Source organism: Lysinibacillus sp. 1 U-2021, assembly GCF_029916965.1.
Lineage (GTDB): Bacteria > Bacillota > Bacilli > Bacillales_A > Planococcaceae > Lysinibacillus > Lysinibacillus capsici.
The window spans coordinates 3,818,837-3,833,233 of sequence record NZ_CP123966.1 but is presented as its reverse complement, the minus strand read 5'-3'; the positions used below and the strand labels follow the sequence as shown (position 1 = coordinate 3,833,233).

Annotated in this window: 23 protein-coding genes; 3 read left to right on the top strand and 20 right to left on the bottom strand. The window is 40.1% G+C overall.

The features are described from left to right. Positions 1 to 127: 127 nt before the first annotated feature. The 11 genes from QH639_RS20195 to QH639_RS20150 all read right to left on the bottom strand — a co-directional run bounded on the left by QH639_RS20195 (position 128) and on the right by QH639_RS20150 (position 6,532). The gene (locus QH639_RS20195; RefSeq protein ID WP_281115146.1) at positions 128 to 937 is read right to left on the bottom strand and encodes a hypothetical protein; all 810 of its coding nucleotides are present in this window, start codon (positions 935 to 937) and stop codon (positions 128 to 130) included. 401 nt (positions 938 to 1,338) lie between these two features. Then, a complete protein-coding gene (locus QH639_RS20190; protein ID WP_281115145.1) occupies positions 1,339 to 1,854 on the bottom strand; it encodes a hypothetical protein in 516 nt (171 codons plus the stop codon). Positions 1,855 to 2,129: 275 nt separating this feature from the next. Next, complete coding sequence (locus QH639_RS20185; RefSeq protein WP_059340255.1) at positions 2,130 to 2,348, bottom strand: hypothetical protein; 219 nt, start codon at positions 2,346 to 2,348, stop codon at positions 2,130 to 2,132. Positions 2,349 to 2,659: 311 nt separating this feature from the next. After that, complete coding sequence (locus QH639_RS20180; protein ID WP_281115144.1) at positions 2,660 to 2,914, bottom strand: GPW/gp25 family protein; 255 nt, start codon at positions 2,912 to 2,914, stop codon at positions 2,660 to 2,662. Continuing rightward, positions 2,911 to 3,546, bottom strand: coding sequence for a phage baseplate assembly protein V (locus tag QH639_RS20175; protein WP_281115143.1), 636 nt, complete (start codon positions 3,544 to 3,546; stop codon positions 2,911 to 2,913). Before QH639_RS20175 ends, QH639_RS20180 begins: the two co-directional genes overlap by 4 nt. Positions 3,547 to 3,612: 66 nt before the next feature. Further along, entirely contained in the window at positions 3,613 to 4,065 is a 453-nt protein-coding gene (locus QH639_RS20170; protein WP_281115142.1) for a phage virion morphogenesis protein, read from the bottom strand. Then, positions 4,058 to 4,525: a phage tail protein gene (locus tag QH639_RS20165; protein WP_281115141.1), complete on the bottom strand. Its 468-nt coding sequence runs from the start codon at positions 4,523 to 4,525 to the stop codon at positions 4,058 to 4,060. Before QH639_RS20165 ends, QH639_RS20170 begins: the two co-directional genes overlap by 8 nt. Further along, entirely contained in the window at positions 4,488 to 4,733 is a 246-nt protein-coding gene (lysC, locus tag QH639_RS26560) for an Rz1-like lysis system protein LysC (protein WP_237901548.1), read from the bottom strand. The genes QH639_RS20165 and lysC overlap by 38 nt, the downstream gene beginning before the upstream one ends. Further along, complete coding sequence (gene lysB / locus QH639_RS20160; RefSeq protein ID WP_281115140.1) at positions 4,633 to 5,058, bottom strand: Rz-like lysis system protein LysB; 426 nt, start codon at positions 5,056 to 5,058, stop codon at positions 4,633 to 4,635. The genes lysC and lysB overlap by 101 nt, the downstream gene beginning before the upstream one ends. Then, positions 5,046 to 6,314, bottom strand: a complete 1,269-nt coding sequence (locus QH639_RS20155; RefSeq protein ID WP_281115139.1) for a DNZ54_00345 family protein — start codon at positions 6,312 to 6,314, stop codon at positions 5,046 to 5,048. Before QH639_RS20155 ends, lysB begins: the two co-directional genes overlap by 13 nt. Beyond that, positions 6,311 to 6,532: a transcriptional regulator gene (locus tag QH639_RS20150; RefSeq protein WP_281115138.1), complete on the bottom strand. Its 222-nt coding sequence runs from the start codon at positions 6,530 to 6,532 to the stop codon at positions 6,311 to 6,313. Before QH639_RS20150 ends, QH639_RS20155 begins: the two co-directional genes overlap by 4 nt. 219 nt (positions 6,533 to 6,751) lie before the next feature. On the opposite strand from QH639_RS20150, the gene QH639_RS20145 reads away from it, so the two are divergent. The 3 genes from QH639_RS20145 to QH639_RS20135 are packed head-to-tail and all read left to right on the top strand — an operon-like array spanning position 6,752 to position 8,272. Further along, on the top strand, positions 6,752 to 7,171 hold the full coding sequence (locus tag QH639_RS20145; RefSeq protein WP_281115137.1) for a hypothetical protein: 420 nt from the start codon (positions 6,752 to 6,754) through the stop codon (positions 7,169 to 7,171). An 18-nt stretch (positions 7,172 to 7,189) separates the two neighbouring features. Next, the gene (locus QH639_RS20140) at positions 7,190 to 7,603 is read left to right on the top strand and encodes a helix-turn-helix domain-containing protein (protein WP_281115136.1); all 414 of its coding nucleotides are present in this window, start codon (positions 7,190 to 7,192) and stop codon (positions 7,601 to 7,603) included. A gap of 3 nt (positions 7,604 to 7,606) precedes the next feature. Further along, complete coding sequence (locus QH639_RS20135; RefSeq protein WP_281115135.1) at positions 7,607 to 8,272, top strand: hypothetical protein; 666 nt, start codon at positions 7,607 to 7,609, stop codon at positions 8,270 to 8,272. Positions 8,273 to 8,308: 36 nt separating this feature from the next. Here QH639_RS20135 and QH639_RS20130 read toward each other — a convergent pair whose 3' ends face one another. From QH639_RS20130 to QH639_RS20095, 9 genes are all read right to left on the bottom strand, one after another. After that, positions 8,309 to 9,010: an N-acetylmuramoyl-L-alanine amidase gene (locus QH639_RS20130; protein ID WP_281115134.1), complete on the bottom strand. Its 702-nt coding sequence runs from the start codon at positions 9,008 to 9,010 to the stop codon at positions 8,309 to 8,311. Then, on the bottom strand, positions 9,010 to 9,276 hold the full coding sequence (locus QH639_RS20125) for a hypothetical protein (RefSeq protein ID WP_281115133.1): 267 nt from the start codon (positions 9,274 to 9,276) through the stop codon (positions 9,010 to 9,012). Before QH639_RS20125 ends, QH639_RS20130 begins: the two co-directional genes overlap by 1 nt. Position 9,277: 1 nt before the next feature. Beyond that, a complete protein-coding gene (locus QH639_RS20120) occupies positions 9,278 to 9,601 on the bottom strand; it encodes a hypothetical protein (RefSeq protein ID WP_004227828.1) in 324 nt (107 codons plus the stop codon). 189 nt (positions 9,602 to 9,790) lie between these two features. After that, positions 9,791 to 10,021 carry a hypothetical protein gene (locus QH639_RS20115; protein ID WP_140423002.1) on the bottom strand — a complete coding sequence of 77 codons (231 nt, stop codon included), beginning with the start codon at positions 10,019 to 10,021 and terminating at the stop codon, positions 9,791 to 9,793. A 799-nt stretch (positions 10,022 to 10,820) separates the two neighbouring features. Beyond that, positions 10,821 to 11,078 (bottom strand): hemoblobin-interacting domain-containing protein, encoded by a 258-nt coding sequence (locus QH639_RS26555; RefSeq protein WP_445669074.1) that lies wholly within the window; start codon positions 11,076 to 11,078, stop codon positions 10,821 to 10,823. Positions 11,079 to 11,409: 331 nt separating this feature from the next. After that, positions 11,410 to 12,387: a HEPN domain-containing protein gene (locus QH639_RS20110; protein ID WP_281115132.1), complete on the bottom strand. Its 978-nt coding sequence runs from the start codon at positions 12,385 to 12,387 to the stop codon at positions 11,410 to 11,412. 89 nt (positions 12,388 to 12,476) lie between these two features. Continuing rightward, the gene (locus QH639_RS20105) at positions 12,477 to 13,649 is read right to left on the bottom strand and encodes a siphovirus ReqiPepy6 Gp37-like family protein (RefSeq protein WP_281115131.1); all 1,173 of its coding nucleotides are present in this window, start codon (positions 13,647 to 13,649) and stop codon (positions 12,477 to 12,479) included. A gap of 28 nt (positions 13,650 to 13,677) precedes the next feature. Then, on the bottom strand, positions 13,678 to 13,890 hold the full coding sequence (locus QH639_RS20100) for a hypothetical protein (protein ID WP_281115130.1): 213 nt from the start codon (positions 13,888 to 13,890) through the stop codon (positions 13,678 to 13,680). A gap of 150 nt (positions 13,891 to 14,040) precedes the next feature. Continuing rightward, positions 14,041 to 14,376: a hypothetical protein gene (locus tag QH639_RS20095; RefSeq protein ID WP_281115129.1), complete on the bottom strand. Its 336-nt coding sequence runs from the start codon at positions 14,374 to 14,376 to the stop codon at positions 14,041 to 14,043. Positions 14,377 to 14,397 lie beyond the last annotated feature (21 nt).

Below are 14,397 nucleotides of genomic sequence, written 5' to 3'. Positions count from 1 at the left end.
TAATATGTGAATTGACATTTTCATGGCATAGGGTAGAGCTAGCGTGGTTGTCCGCTTTGTGCCAAGAGCGGACAGTATAGATGGTATATGTAGAAAGTGAACTTGCGTCGATTTTATGATCTAGCAGTCACTTAATTATTGGATAACTCACACATGTATGGCCGTTGCTTATAGCATACATTTGGTTTCCCTTAAGATTTACAAATGGAAATGTCGTATACTCATAATTTACAGATGTCATGTTAAATGTAAGGAATTTATCTTTAAGTTCTAATTTTGTTGAGTGGGCAGGGTATATTCCTTCATTTTTAATTGTGATAATAAAACCGATAGAAAAAAAATGTAAAGCACAAATAAATGCTACATGTCCTTCGTTCATAAATGCTACACTTTGAGCTGATATGTGCATTCTGTGTGGGTAAAACCAGTAGTAAATATCATGAGTCTCCTCAAAACTTGGATTCTTACCCAAAACATAATCCTTTAAAGGTGTATAGAAGGGGCTATCTACGGGTTCTTTTTTACAATCTTCAACTGAAGTTGCCGATAGCACGTGTCCAATCATAGCCTTAGTGAAAGATATGCTATCAAAAGGTATTCTAATGAATGGATATACATTCATACCATTCATATATTGACTCAACTGTTCTTTAAATGAATTTGCTACATTTTCAATTGCAACGTCGAGTCCACCTAATACCTTATTGTTACAGTGGCTGCAAATGGTTTTGAAATAAGAGCCGTTTTTAGCATTTAATGGTTTAACTGGTTCCTGAACACCAAAAAATTCGCTAACTGTTTTCTGAAGAACAGGACCTAAGGTTATGGCGCACTTTGGAGGAACATGATCTTTTGTGAGGAAATCATATTTTCCACAAATATTGCAATAACCTTTAGTAATGCCGTTGTGCTTCCATCGTTCACTAATTTGCGTCATTTTTTGTTCCCTCAGTAGTATAAGCTATCTATACATTTTTTAATCCTATCAAAGATACAACTTAACGTCAGGAAAATTATAGTGTTTACCTAAGAAATACAATTAACTTCAACGCGTAACAGTCTGCTTTTCGCTCACAGCGGACCTTCAGCTCCGGTAACTTATCCGCTTCGTGCAAATTTCGCTCATAAGGGACAACCATACTCAAATCTCCCACATTTCAGGAGGTATGAGCACGTCACCGTGGAACAAAGACCAGATGGTCCGTTTAAGCGGGGTACTTACAATCTAACTTCTGCTGGGTCAAGCCCTGAAAGCCGCTTAACATGAACTGTCCAACTTTATGGGGGCAGTCCAGTTGTAGCGGCTTTTTAGTATATCGTTAGAGGGGAGGGTTAATACTATACTGGTAATTGCTTTGTGTCAGGCATTGGCTCGGAAAATCTTTCAAAATCGCTGTACGTGCTTTCATCAAAGAGCGAGATCGCTTCAATTTGTTCGATAGGAATGACGTGTCGAAAATGTTGTAAATTTAATGGTTCGGACTCAAATGTGATTTCTTTGGATAGATAGAGATCATAGTATCGGTGTTGTTCTATGTAGCGTAGTGAATCCTTATCTCTGTAACCACTAATGAATGGTATGATCTCAAGATGCGCACTGTTGTGGAATTCAACACGTGGTGCTGCCACATACCCGATATATACTTTTCTGGATTTTAGTGTTACAAAAATCAGCATCTCTGTGTCAATGGCTTGGATCAATAGGTTTTCTAGTGAATCTTTTGATGCCATCTCCCTGTAAGCCTTTTGGCGCGCTTCTTCATTCTCCATTTCTTTTCGCGCATCCACCCCTTCAGAGTAAGCAATACAACAAGCGAAAATGATGGTGATGACAGCAAAAAGTGGTAATTCCATCACTTTGGTTTCAAGTAACCAATTAAAAAAATGCCATTCTATAGGTTTGTCTCGGAAAATATTGATTATGTGTGGGATAGAGTTCAGTAGCCAGAAAAGCATGTAGATCCCGAGCGTCAAAAGAAATCCTTGAGCAACAAAACGACACCCATGCATTGCAACGTAGAAATAGGATGACCACCCATTTGTTCTTGCGTGATGAATTCTCGATTGATAGTGATTCTCGGTGTACCAAAAACCACACACGAGAATCACAGTTATAATCAATGGACCCATTAAGCAACTTCCTTGTCTGTAGGGTTATGTAGTTTTCGCAATTGTTTCATTTTCTTGATGATGTCTGCTTGAACTTCTGGGTTTTCTATGTTCAGGGTGGCATTACCGTTCGCATCAACTGTAAGACGATATTTTGTCGTTTGCTCAAGATGGGTGTCAACATGGGTTGCTACAGCACTTGTGTATCGACGAAGCACTTTTCCGATAAGTGTGGGCATATGCATCTCTCCATTGTCAGTGACTAACTTTTATTACATGTTATTTACTATATAGACAACGAAAAGAAAATAAAGTTGTAGTATCGAATGAACTAGAGGGGAGGGTAAGTAAAATCGCTGCGGGTGCTTGAGGCTATCTGTCTCATGCATGAACATCAAAAGGCAGATAAAGAAAAGCCCAGTTAACATTACGCGTCCTGCAAGACGCTTAACATTAATCTGAGGCTCAATCTATGAACGGCAAATCTAGGTTAGCCTCTTACGTGCCGAAAGGCAAGGAGAAGCAGGCTATGAAGCAGCAAAAGGCGATGTTAATCGACGGATGACAGGGTGACGCGGGGTTCCCATTTCAGCACTGCCATGTAACAGGCGACCTTAATCTGCAACTCAAGCGCCGGAGTCTGCGGCTGGTCAATCATTGACGCCAGCAGCGAGCCGTAATCACGACGCATCACCCGTGAGCCAACCGGTGTGCGCAGGATATCGCCGATACTCTGGCTGATATGCTCAAGGTCAGTGACAGTCAGGCCATCACTGCGATTCATTCCGAGATAACGCGCAGTCATAGAGGTCCCCCTGTTGTGCCGCCACTATCGCCGGGGTGTTTATGGGTATGCAGTACCTTACCGTTTGATGAGAGTTCACCACCGGTATGCTCGATGTTGCCGTGCATCTTCCCGCCCTTCTGCACTTCCAGCGAGCCAGTAGTCAGCTTGTTGGTGCAGACCACCTCCGGTGTGTCCAGGGTGACGCGGGTTGATGCTTTCACCGTGACCACCGGCACCGTGGTAGTAACAGAATCAGAAGCCGTCACGCTGGCCGTTTTAATTCCGCTTACCGTGAGTGCACTGGTTTCGGGTTCATACTCAATCACCGCCCCGTCAGGGAAACGGATATGCAGGGCATCCGCCGACGTAGACGGTGCGGGGTTATCGCCGGAATAAATCCCCGGCAGAACGAACGCCGTGTCGAGTTCACCGCCCACGGCCAGAATCAGCACCTGTTCCCCCACGGAAGGTGCCCACCATGTGCGCGAACGTCCGGCGCGATGGGTCAGCCACTGAAGCCAGTCGGTGCACATGCCGCCGGTCTGCACACGGCAGCGACCGGCATTAAGGTCGGTTTCGACGACAAGGCCGGTACGAATCATGTTGCGCAGTGCGCGCGCGAGTTCCTGAATATTTGCGAGAGTGTTCATAACGGGAAGGATGCCGCCGGGTCATACCGGCGGCAATGTGACGATGAGGTGTCGGGAATGGCACAACTAACGGTCGAGGTGAGCCAGAATAATCTCTTCAATCATCTGCACATCCTCACCGGTAAAGCCGAGCAGAGGACGCGCCGGATAATCAATTTTCTTACCGTCTTTCCGGGTTTCTTCCGACAGACCGAACTGATGCACACTTGCGATTTTCGGTGACTTCCCGCCGTAAAACTCCATTGATGCCTGTTCAGGGCTGGCGCGGATATGCAAAAAACGACTGGTGATAAGTTTCGCAAACATTTTTCGCTTAACGCGACCGGTCTTTTTTCTGGCGCTCTGCTGCTGGCGTGGTGCGTAGGGTGTGCCGTCCGGGGCTTTCTGTGCCATCACCCGACGCTGCTGACTCTGCCGCAGACGTTTCGCCAGTTCTGCACTCAGTCGCCGACGCCCAGACGGTGACAGCGATTCAATCAGTCCGGTCAGCCGGTCTTCAAAACGCTTAAAATCATTCATCCCACTTGCTCACCAGTTCACCATTGATATAAAGCTCCATCGGGCGATTGACTGGCTCCGGCGGCGGAGGTTCCGGGATATTCTTCACATGCAGCGCACCGTCAACCTCACTGACCAGCGTTCGCTCGGTCAGCATCAGGCTGATGCTGATATCAAAGCTGCTGTCATTGTTGATGTCTGCATAAAACGTGAAACCTTTTTTCTGACCTTCGCCGGTGGTCATGATGTCGGGCTGATTTTCCCGCAGCCACGCCAGCACCGGCACGATGAGCAGGTCAAAATCACCGGTAAAGTCGGTCACAATCACATTGAGCGTGTAACGCTTTTCGAACGACAGCGACGTCGCCAGCGTGGAGGCAATACTCCCGTTATCCACGAATATCCGCAGCATCTCTGGACTGGTTTTCAGCACCGTGACGGCATCAGTCAGCGCCCTGCGCAGGCTGTCGGGTTTGAGCATCGTTTTCGTCCTGACAGTGTTTAATCATTTTTACCTGGCTGGCACAACGTGCCAGCGCGTTCTCAAGCTGCCGGATATCGGCACTTAAATCGCCGTTCGTCTCCGGGTCACTGCCCGGCATCGGGCAAAGGCTCACTTTCGGGCAGGCGTTGGCGACAATCACTGGCGTCGGTGCAGGCGGGGCGCTGGTGCAACCGGCGCACAGCATCAGGCAGGTCAGCACCATACCAGCGGCGAAAATCTTCGTTTTCATTAAGTAACCTCGTGATGGTTTTCTCGCGCTGTGCTTCACGCTTCGTGGCGTTCTCCAGTTCCTGACGCAGTGCCACCTGCGCCAGCTCGTTTTTGTCTGCCCTGGTGAGCGCAACATGAAGCTGATTTTTCAGCATGGTGATGGTCGTCTGCTGCCCGCTGGCGACGTTGTTCGCCCTGTCCAGCGAGGCGCGCAGGCTGGCATTTTTGTGTTTCACCAGAAACAGACCGGCCACCGCCAGTGATAACAACACAACCAGCACAGTCATCAGCCTTGACATGGTTCCCGCCCCTCAAAACGCTGACAGCAGGCCGTACGTATCAGCCGGAAGAACACCGATGCCACAAGATAAATCAGCGCGGTAAAAATCCACCCGGCAGCGACCAGCGAGATAAACGTCGCCACCACCACTACCAGAGCCACTGCCCGTCTGCGCCACGGCACCGGCTGCAAAAACAGCGACGTGACAATCTTCACGGCCGATAACTGGCGCGCTGGTTCTCCAGCAAAGTGTTCATCCAACAACTCAAGACACGTTTTGTACATCACAAGCGTTTCATTGGTTGGATGCAAGATAGTCCTTGAACGATGAAATCCTTTAGTCATAGCATTACGGCTGTATAATAGGCCAAGACTGATAGTGCGGCCAACAAACCCTGCATCTCGCGCTCGTTTCATGACATCTTCACACATTTCAAGAAGCACTACTGATATTTCTTTTCGTGTGTGATAGTCCCTCATCAACATTTGACCTTTACCGAAACTTAAAGAAGGATTTTTAACCAAAGGCTCACCCAATTTCGATAAATCTATTCCCCATGCATGGTGATACAATTGATTGCCCATAATGCCAAACTGCTTTTCTAATTCCTCAAGATTAGCATTTGCTAATCCACCAACCGTTTGAATGCCCATCTTATTTAGGTTAGCTTCCATCTGCTTACCTATGCCCCACATCTCAGATAGTGGTCGTACAGGCCACAATTTTGTTGGTACATCCTCATAAGTCCATTTTGCAAAGCCTGTTTTCTTTGCATCTAAGTCCAATGCTAATTTCGCCATAAGCATGTTAGGACCCATACCAACTGCTGAAGGTACATTAAATTGATCAAGTATAGCTCGCTGGATTTCTTTTGCGGTTTCCTCTGCTGAACCCCACAATTTTTCAGTGCCAGTCAGATCAACGAAGCTTTCATCTACACTATAAACATGTATGGCATCCACAGGTACATAGTTAGCTATTAACTTTGTGATCGTCATGGACATTTGTAAAAAGAAACTCATCTTTGGTTCGAAAAGTTTTATATCTGGATGCTTAGGAATTTCGTAACGACGATTCCCTGTCTTAATTTTGAATCGTTCTTTCATGACTGGAGAAGCAGCCAACACTACACTGCCGGGTTGATTAAAATTGCCGACAACTGCTATTGGGTCCTTTAGTATATCCAACCCTTCTAACATGGCGATGCAGCTGGCATAGAAGCTTTTCATATCGATACAAATGATTGGTCGATTCGGCATATTCTCGTAGTTCATACAACGCCACGCTCCTTATAAACAACTGGAACAACAGCAAGAACACTACTGATTAAAAATGTACGCTTTGTTTGTCTCATGAAACAGAATGCCTGAAATGAATCACCAACGATTTTAATGACCTTTACTCGCCTTTTTGTTACAGACCCATTTTTAGATACATACATCATGTTTACTAATTGATTACGCTGCATAGCTTTAATCAGTTGTTCTCTCATCACAGTTCCTCCTAATACGTGAAATGTTCCTCATTTATAATTTATACAAGAACACTTGTTTGTATACATAATAGAACAGATGTTTGTATTTTGACAAGATAAAATTTTTGGAAATAAAATAAATTATTTTCCGAATAATCGTTGACGATTATTTTTAGATGAGTTATATTGTTAATAACAAATAACCGATAACGATTTTTTCAAAAGGAGGAAAACACAATGAACGTAATGACAATGGCTTGGGAAATCGCTCGTAATGGTGCTACTCAATTTGGAGGTAAAGTAAAAGAATATTTTTCAGAGGCTCTTAAAATGGCTTGGACAATTATTAAAAAATCTCATAAAGTCACTGTAGAATCACTTAAAGCTGAAATTAAGGCAGCGTATGGTTCTGGTTATGCTCATCGTGATGTTTCTATCCTTTTCAATGAATGGAAAAGAGGTGACGATAAATTGCATCGTCTTTATATCAATATTGAGGACAATCGTGCTGGTGCTTTAAACACTGTATACATCACATTAAAAGACAACAAAGTTCATTCCAATGGTAAAAACGCTACTTTTAAAGCCTTTGGTTCTAAGGTTGCGGATATTGTTACTAAACACCAACAATTCATCATTGCTAATTTTGTAGCATAAAAGGAGATTATTTAAAAAATGAATATTCTAGATAATATTATTGATTCTAAAGAAGCTGCTGAATTATGGGACCTATCACAAAGCCATGTGAAATTACTATGTAATCAAGGGCTAATTAAAGCAAAGAAGATTGGTAATAGCTGGGCAATCGACGCTACACAACCAAATCCAAAAAAATACCGTTTAGAAGGACTGGAGGAAAAGAAAATGTATATGAAGAATAAAGATACCGGTGCAGTTAAAACTATGGCCGAATGGACAGAAATAGCTATTCGTGAATTCACGGAAGTCTTTAATGAGGATGAATCACTTCAAGAAGAATTCGAAAGCTTACAGGCATATTTGAAGTGGGCTGAACAACGAGGACAATTGTATGTTGATTTAGCTGAATGTGATAAAAATGGCAATCTAATTGATTATTTGGAGGGTTAAACTATGCCTCGAAAAATCGAAGTAAAGCAAGGTGATCCTTTCGGGCGCTTGGTTATTATCCAAGAAGTGAAAAGCAAAAAGCGACGTAGTTTTCTTTGTAAGTGTGAATGCGGAGAGGAAAAAGTTGTACAACTTAATCATTTACGTTCTGGTATGACAACTTCATGTGGATGTTATCAATCTGAAAAAGCTCATGAATCTAATGTGATCGATTTAACAAAAAAACGTTTTGGTCAGTTATTAGTTTTAAGAAAATCAGGTAGTATCAAGAACCAGAGTGTTGAATGGGAATGTCAATGTGATTGCGGAAATAAAAAAACTTTATCTGCAAGAGAATTGATACAAATTGGCACACAGTCTTGTGGGTGTTTATTGAATAAAACTATCCAGAATGCTCGCAATGTTTTATACAATGATTTTAGCATAGATGATGTTCAAATACCACTTTTGAAGAAAAAAGTGCGCAAAGATAGTGGTACAGAACAAAAAGGTATTTATTATGATAAAAGGTTTGATACGTATAGAGTGAGTATAGCTGTAAAAGGAAAGAGGATTCATCTTGGAACTAGAAAAATTTTAGAGGATGCTATAGAGCTAAGAAAATTAGGAGAAGAAAAGTATCACCAACCTTTTGTTGACAAATGGAAAGAAGAAAATTGTAAAAAATAATGCCCAGGCTCAAATTAATGAGTACCTGGGCATTTATCATTTTACTTCATACAATTTTGTTGTTTTACTTTCGTTGTTATAAACAAGCTTAAGCCCTAATAGATCAGCAATCTCGCGCACTTGCACATACGTCCTACCATCTATAATCACAGCTGGAATAGTTTTTGTATCATTAAGCATGACTTTAGCTTCTGTAAATTGAGCCCCCTTCACTTGTTCCAAACCATTCAAAATATCCAACTTGAATTGCGCCTCAGAGATTCCCATACTTGCTAAATACGAATATGGATCAACATGGGTTGTACCACCTAGATTATTTGTAATCCAACGGTGTGATTTGATGCCGTTACCTGCGCCATCTAATACAACAGGTATACCCGCCTCTTTAGCAAGTTCGCGTAACAACCAAATATAAGCAGCATAGTCCTTTTTAAATTGTTCCTTATCAGCCGTCCTTGCCAATTCCACCTGGGCATAGCTATACGGATTTCCTTTTGGTCCACAGCCATATTGCACGCGATTGACTGGGGCTACTTGTACGATTCTTCCTCCACCGCCTACCCAGTGAGAGACAAAGGCATTGGCTTTATTTCGATTCATAAATGCAATTTCATTCTCTAAAGCATTTGGTCCACAGTTTTTGGGATTGCCTGATTCATGAGCAATTACATATTTAGCGCTATCTAAACGTACATTCGGTAATCCAGACATTAAGCGTTTTTCAATTGGATAAGTCATTACTGCTCACCTTCTTTTTTAGCAGCCTTGAGCAAATCAAAGGTGCCTGATGCTGTCAGTCCTGCGATAAAGCCAGCGATCAACATGATATACACTGGATAGTCAGTTAACGGCCACAAACCCAAACCAATAAAAATACCAATCACTACTGATGTGATTGGCATGTATTGTGCATTGAGTTTAAACGTCTTTTTAAGCACCTCTGCAACTGCTAAGACAATTGCGACCATCATCATTGCAATCATAAAAATGTTTGTTAAATCCATTTTATGCACTCTCCTTGTTATAAGTATGTTTTTCAATACGGTCAACTCGACCCTCTAATGTCGAAAGACTTGAATGAATTCCTTCTAATGCATTTGCTGTCCTTTCTTGTGATTCATTAGAACGTTCTAAGTGTGTCATTAACGCTTTTTCCCGTTCTTTTGATTCATCACGATGCGATTGATCTAACTGTATTAAGTAATTAAAAATGTAACGTCCAGCAATCAAAACCGCGATTATTAATATAATTGATAAGTAAATCCATGGATTTGAACTATTGGCCACTTTTTCAGCTATACCTGCCCCTGTTATTACTAAAAGCTCCACTGCCCTCACCTCTACATAAAAAAATAGCACTGCTCAGCACAGTGCATTGCTTAAGTCTTGTTGTATAAAAATAGCCCTCCACTATATTTGTGGGAGGCAATATAAAAAACACTCTCTTGTGAAAGTGCAAAAAGAATCCTCACCTAAAAAGGTGAGGATTAAGGTATTTCAAGTTCTTTTGAATTTCAATCAATTAAAAATAAAGGTCCAAGTTATAGTGCCAGATGCCCCATTGCTACCAGTGTAAGTAAAAGTAATATCGACCGTTCCAGTTGATACTTTGTTCACATCCAAATACACATGTCCAGAAGGATTTGGTCCCCAAATGGATACCGTAGCAACGCCAGGGTCACTACTAACAGGATTTGAATAAGTTGCTGTTGTTCCATTAGAACCAGGTAATGCAACTGTTAAATTCACATTCGTATAGGATGCAAATGGCCCATGTACAGATTCGTCTTCGAATGGTGGTGAGATAATTACATTTGGTACGCTATTCTCGTCTTATACCCTCTCTTTATTTGGCTTTATAACGAGCCTTCACCGCACGGGCGACTTTCATCGCATACGGCGATCCGTCAGCAGTAGATCTTCAAAATTTATTTCCCCAATTCTAGTATATTCTATCAACATTAAATTTAGGTTAAATATTTTAGACAAAATGTTAATGTACCATGAGAAGCATTGAGATTAAGTAACATTGCCCATCTTGATTGGTCTCACAGCGCATAATAAAAGCCTTCTACACATGTAATTGTAGAAGGCTTATTTCAAAATACTTAAGTAATTAAAATTAAGATTATTCTATATTAAATTCTATTCGTCCGAAAAAGGTCTTAAATTTGGTGTATTTACCGTTGGCTTTAGAGAAATTTTGTTGAACACTCCATATACATGGCCACATTCATCACAAAATACAACATCAAACCAGTGGTCTCCACCTTTAGATTTCTCTTCGCTACCTTAAGAAATAATATGTTCTAATCCTTTTACACTACACTCAGGACACTTTGGCTCTGCCATACCAATCCCTCCTTTCATTTACTACATTTCGACAAAAGGAAGGGATTTCCTGCTAAAAATGACAATAAAAAAACACTAAGCCTGTGCTTACGTTTACTTTGTTACTGAACAATATGGGACAAATGTTTATCATTATAGTAAAAGCACCCTCAATAGAGAGTGCAATAAAACTAATTAATACTAAATTAACTCACCATTATAGGCCTGAAATAACCGTGACAATTGTATCTGGGTACCCTGTAGCTTTAATAGTTATTATCCAAGTTCCATCTTGAAGGAACCTACGATTTAGAAACTCAAGTTGTCCGTTGGTAAATTTAGCCTCATTTGTGTAATCAAAGACATTAGATCCATACATATTATGAGTAAACGTGAAGCTCGTAAATGCAGCTCTCCAAGCCAAATCATCATTAAAACTAAATACAAAAGGTGTAGACCTTACTACCTGGTGGATACTAGAACTAGAACCTATAGTTAATGGAACCGCGTTTACATTTACGTTGCTATTCTCGTCTTATACCTTCTCTATATATCGGTTTTATAACGAGCCTTCACCGTACAGGCGACTTTCATCGCATACGGCGATCCGTCAGCGATAGATCATTAAAATTTATTTCCCCAATTCTAGTATATTCTTTCAACGTTAAATTTAGGTTAAAAATATTTTTTTCATGACAAAACTGTAGCCACGAGAAGCATTGAGATTAAGTAACATTGCCCATCTTGATTGGTCTCATAGCGTATAATAAAAACACTCTCAATTGAGAGTGTAAAAATTCTTAGTTTTAACTAGATAATACTATTCTAACAAACTCATTATCAACTCTATCAAAATTCAATTGATTTCCTTTCGGTTTATTGTAATAATTTAAATGCGAGCAATCTTTTATCACTTTTTTTAGAACTTTTCTTACTATTTCATCTAAATCTGTACTAACCTCAATCACTTTTGAAACGTCAGTAAACTTTATATGTGATCCATGAACATACTTTGACCGAAAATCATATGCTTTTTTCACTCTGAGGAAAATATTTAATTTATCTTCCGAATTCACCCCTAATAATGCAGCGACCCTTTCAGATACTTTATAAGTATTTTCACCCTTTACTGCACAGATTATTTCTAAAATAGTAATATAACCAGCGATTTTTGCAGGTAAAAACGTTTCTCTTCTAGCAATATCTAAATATAAAAACGCTCTACTAAAACTAGTAGTGTCGTCATAAGGTATCAAAGCTCGATTAATAGCCTTATCAGGCATGATTTCTTCCATTTCACTCTTTTTTATTGAATGCTCTTTTAACCTTTGTAGCCAATAAGTTGATTCCTTAAGTTCTTCCTCAGTAAATAAAACTCTTTTTAAGTCTCCATCAGAACAGGTATAGTACTCATTAGCATAAATAATATAAGGCATAATTTCTTCTTTACTAGATATTGTTGTGTTTAGTGGTGACACTGAATTATCTCTTATAAACCATAAAGCATTTGAGAAATATTTATTTTTAGTATTAAAACCTTCTGTTATATTATATCTTTCATTTGTAGGAACATGTTTATAAGGAAAAATATCAGCAACGTTATTTGAAAAGTTTTTTACATGAATTCCCCCAAACTGTTCCTTATAGCCATAACTGTTTATAATCATGGATTTTGTATCACAAACTTTGTGTAAAAGATTAAATAAGGTTTCCCCTGTTTCGTTCAAAAGTTCGATATTTTTCTCAATTTCTAAGTATTTTAAAATAGTTACTACATAGTCCATTTCATTACCCACCTTTCTATCTAGTTTTTCATTTCGATAAAAGGTGATAATTTCCTTCTTTTACAGATAAATTACTTAGTTATTTGAGCCTATTTCTTCAACTCATACTTCAACGCATCGATTTCACGCCTCATCTTGCTGATAAAGGTAGGCTTATCATTATCAAACACGAGCTCAACCTTTCGCTTGCCGTACTCACAAATCACTTTCGCTGCGGTAATTCTGGTATCCAAGGTAACGCCCCACCCAACGTCACGAACCGTCACCATATCGCCTACGCTGTAATCTTCATCAAACACTAATCGAGATGTAGTCAGTACCTGACCACCTAAGTAAACTTCTTGAGCGTGTTCGGCCAGCTTTTCGTTACCTCGCTTTTGTAAATCCGCAATAACTTTAGTAGCTGGTCGTGGATTTCTGTCATCGTCGTCCTCGGATACATCCCTGGCATCGACAAACATCTCGTATCGATCAGCACCCACAGCATCACCAATGGAGATAATTCTGCGCTCTATACCTTCACCCTGCCCTGCTACAACTGCGAAATTCTTGTATTCTAGATCACTCTCTGTGTACTCAAGTGACTCAATCGTTTCAAACTCTGTAGAAAAGATGGCTTGTGGCAATCCTGTCTGATTGGCTACTAGGTTTCTACCTTCTTTTATCACGAATACGAACTGTTTATTATGCAGATCCAGTTCTATATTCCACCCTAAACCATGAAGCTCTGATAGCTCTAGTAACTTTTCGTTTAATGGATCATATCGGGACTTTTCTTCAATCGTAACCCCTCGATTTTGGTTTGGTGCTAAAACTAAACGAGGAAAGATTCGAGCTGGATCAGCTGGATTAATCATCTGAGTATATACAAAATGCCGCATAACTGTTTCCACATCACCAGAAATACTTTCGTGAGTTTTACCTGCTGCTGGGTAGATAAGACGCTGCGATGTAAAAGTTTTAAGTGATAAAGCTTTTATTCTCCAGTTCTCCGTTTGTTTGCCGTTCTCATCCAACTCGATTTCCCGATGTCTGATGATGTAGGCTTGGTCTAATCGGTTGTATGGAAAGATAATATTACCTTTAACCAATTTGTCAGCATGCTGCAGGTACCGATTAATCTGAAGTTCTAGCTCTCCAATATCAGACCAGGAGATACCTATCTGTACTGACGAGTATCGATCTATTTCGCCTAGTAAGTTAAAATCATCATCAATAACTCTTAGTGGGATGTTCTGCAATGTGATCACCTTCTTTTGCATAATAAAAAGCACCCTCATGTGAGAGTGCTTAATCGTTTTTGACTGGTTCTTTTCCAACAAACATAAACGTTTTTACTGTCCGTCCTGTATTAACAAAAATTTCATTTGCTAATTTACTAGCGATGACATTAGGGTTTGTGAAATTCTGACTGACTTTCGGTGAAATGTAAGTTGCTGATTTTTCTTTTCCTTTTTTCATATAAGTGTAGCCACACTTAAAATGAACTTTTTCATCATTCATCTACATCACTCCTTTATCATCTTTCGACAAAAACAATGATTACCCTACCAACAATTGCAAAATAAATGCCCTCCACAAATGAAGTGGAAGGAAAAAACAAACCTTTAAAATATAAATGCGCGCCTCTATTGGGAGAGATTAATAATATTATTATTTATTTACGTGTTCATTTTCCGATAAACTAACCCTTTGCTCATATTTTAATAATTTATTTTCTAAATCATCTATCCTTCGCTTTAATTTAAATTCATCTTTACTTTTCACAAACCCTATATAAAAGATATTAGCAATCTCAATCAATGCTATGAGCAAAGTGAATAATAAAACATTAGATTCAAAAAAATCTATAAGATTAGCTAAATTTTCAGCTTTCCCATCAGCAGGCTCTATAGAGTTAGCTTTCATATTCCAGCCTATAAACATAGCAAGAAAAATATAAAAAAACAATTTAGATAGTGTTAATAATAATTCAAAAAGAATTTTCAATATTTCTTCCCTCCTTTCACC

What these genes read in the sequence shown, in the direction of transcription:
- QH639_RS20130 (WP_281115134.1), bottom strand. Translation starts at nt 9,010, where the DNA reads ATGACTTATCCAATTGAAAAACGCTTAATGTCTGGATTACCGAATGTA.
- QH639_RS20170 (WP_281115142.1), bottom strand. Translation starts at nt 4,065, where the DNA reads ATGAATGATTTTAAGCGTTTTGAAGACCGGCTGACCGGACTGATTGAA.
- lysB (WP_281115140.1), bottom strand. Translation starts at nt 5,058, where the DNA reads ATGTCAAGGCTGATGACTGTGCTGGTTGTGTTGTTATCACTGGCGGTG.
- QH639_RS20180 (WP_281115144.1), bottom strand. Translation starts at nt 2,914, where the DNA reads ATGACTGCGCGTTATCTCGGAATGAATCGCAGTGATGGCCTGACTGTC.
- lysC (WP_237901548.1), bottom strand. Translation starts at nt 4,733, where the DNA reads ATGCTGTGCGCCGGTTGCACCAGCGCCCCGCCTGCACCGACGCCAGTG.
- QH639_RS20125 (WP_281115133.1), bottom strand. Translation starts at nt 9,276, where the DNA reads ATGGATTTAACAAACATTTTTATGATTGCAATGATGATGGTCGCAATT.
- QH639_RS20140 (WP_281115136.1), top strand. Translation starts at nt 7,190, where the DNA reads ATGAATATTCTAGATAATATTATTGATTCTAAAGAAGCTGCTGAATTA.
- QH639_RS20150 (WP_281115138.1), bottom strand. Translation starts at nt 6,532, where the DNA reads ATGAGAGAACAACTGATTAAAGCTATGCAGCGTAATCAATTAGTAAAC.
- QH639_RS20175 (WP_281115143.1), bottom strand. Translation starts at nt 3,546, where the DNA reads ATGAACACTCTCGCAAATATTCAGGAACTCGCGCGCGCACTGCGCAAC.
- QH639_RS20165 (WP_281115141.1), bottom strand. Translation starts at nt 4,525, where the DNA reads ATGCTCAAACCCGACAGCCTGCGCAGGGCGCTGACTGATGCCGTCACG.
- QH639_RS20185 (WP_059340255.1), bottom strand. Translation starts at nt 2,348, where the DNA reads ATGCCCACACTTATCGGAAAAGTGCTTCGTCGATACACAAGTGCTGTA.
- QH639_RS20135 (WP_281115135.1), top strand. Translation starts at nt 7,607, where the DNA reads ATGCCTCGAAAAATCGAAGTAAAGCAAGGTGATCCTTTCGGGCGCTTG.
- QH639_RS20110 (WP_281115132.1), bottom strand. Translation starts at nt 12,387, where the DNA reads ATGGACTATGTAGTAACTATTTTAAAATACTTAGAAATTGAGAAAAAT.
- QH639_RS20105 (WP_281115131.1), bottom strand. Translation starts at nt 13,649, where the DNA reads ATGCAAAAGAAGGTGATCACATTGCAGAACATCCCACTAAGAGTTATT.
- QH639_RS20100 (WP_281115130.1), bottom strand. Translation starts at nt 13,890, where the DNA reads ATGAATGATGAAAAAGTTCATTTTAAGTGTGGCTACACTTATATGAAA.
- QH639_RS20145 (WP_281115137.1), top strand. Translation starts at nt 6,752, where the DNA reads ATGAACGTAATGACAATGGCTTGGGAAATCGCTCGTAATGGTGCTACT.
- QH639_RS20155 (WP_281115139.1), bottom strand. Translation starts at nt 6,314, where the DNA reads ATGAACTACGAGAATATGCCGAATCGACCAATCATTTGTATCGATATG.
- QH639_RS20195 (WP_281115146.1), bottom strand. Translation starts at nt 937, where the DNA reads ATGACGCAAATTAGTGAACGATGGAAGCACAACGGCATTACTAAAGGT.
- QH639_RS20190 (WP_281115145.1), bottom strand. Translation starts at nt 1,854, where the DNA reads ATGGAATTACCACTTTTTGCTGTCATCACCATCATTTTCGCTTGTTGT.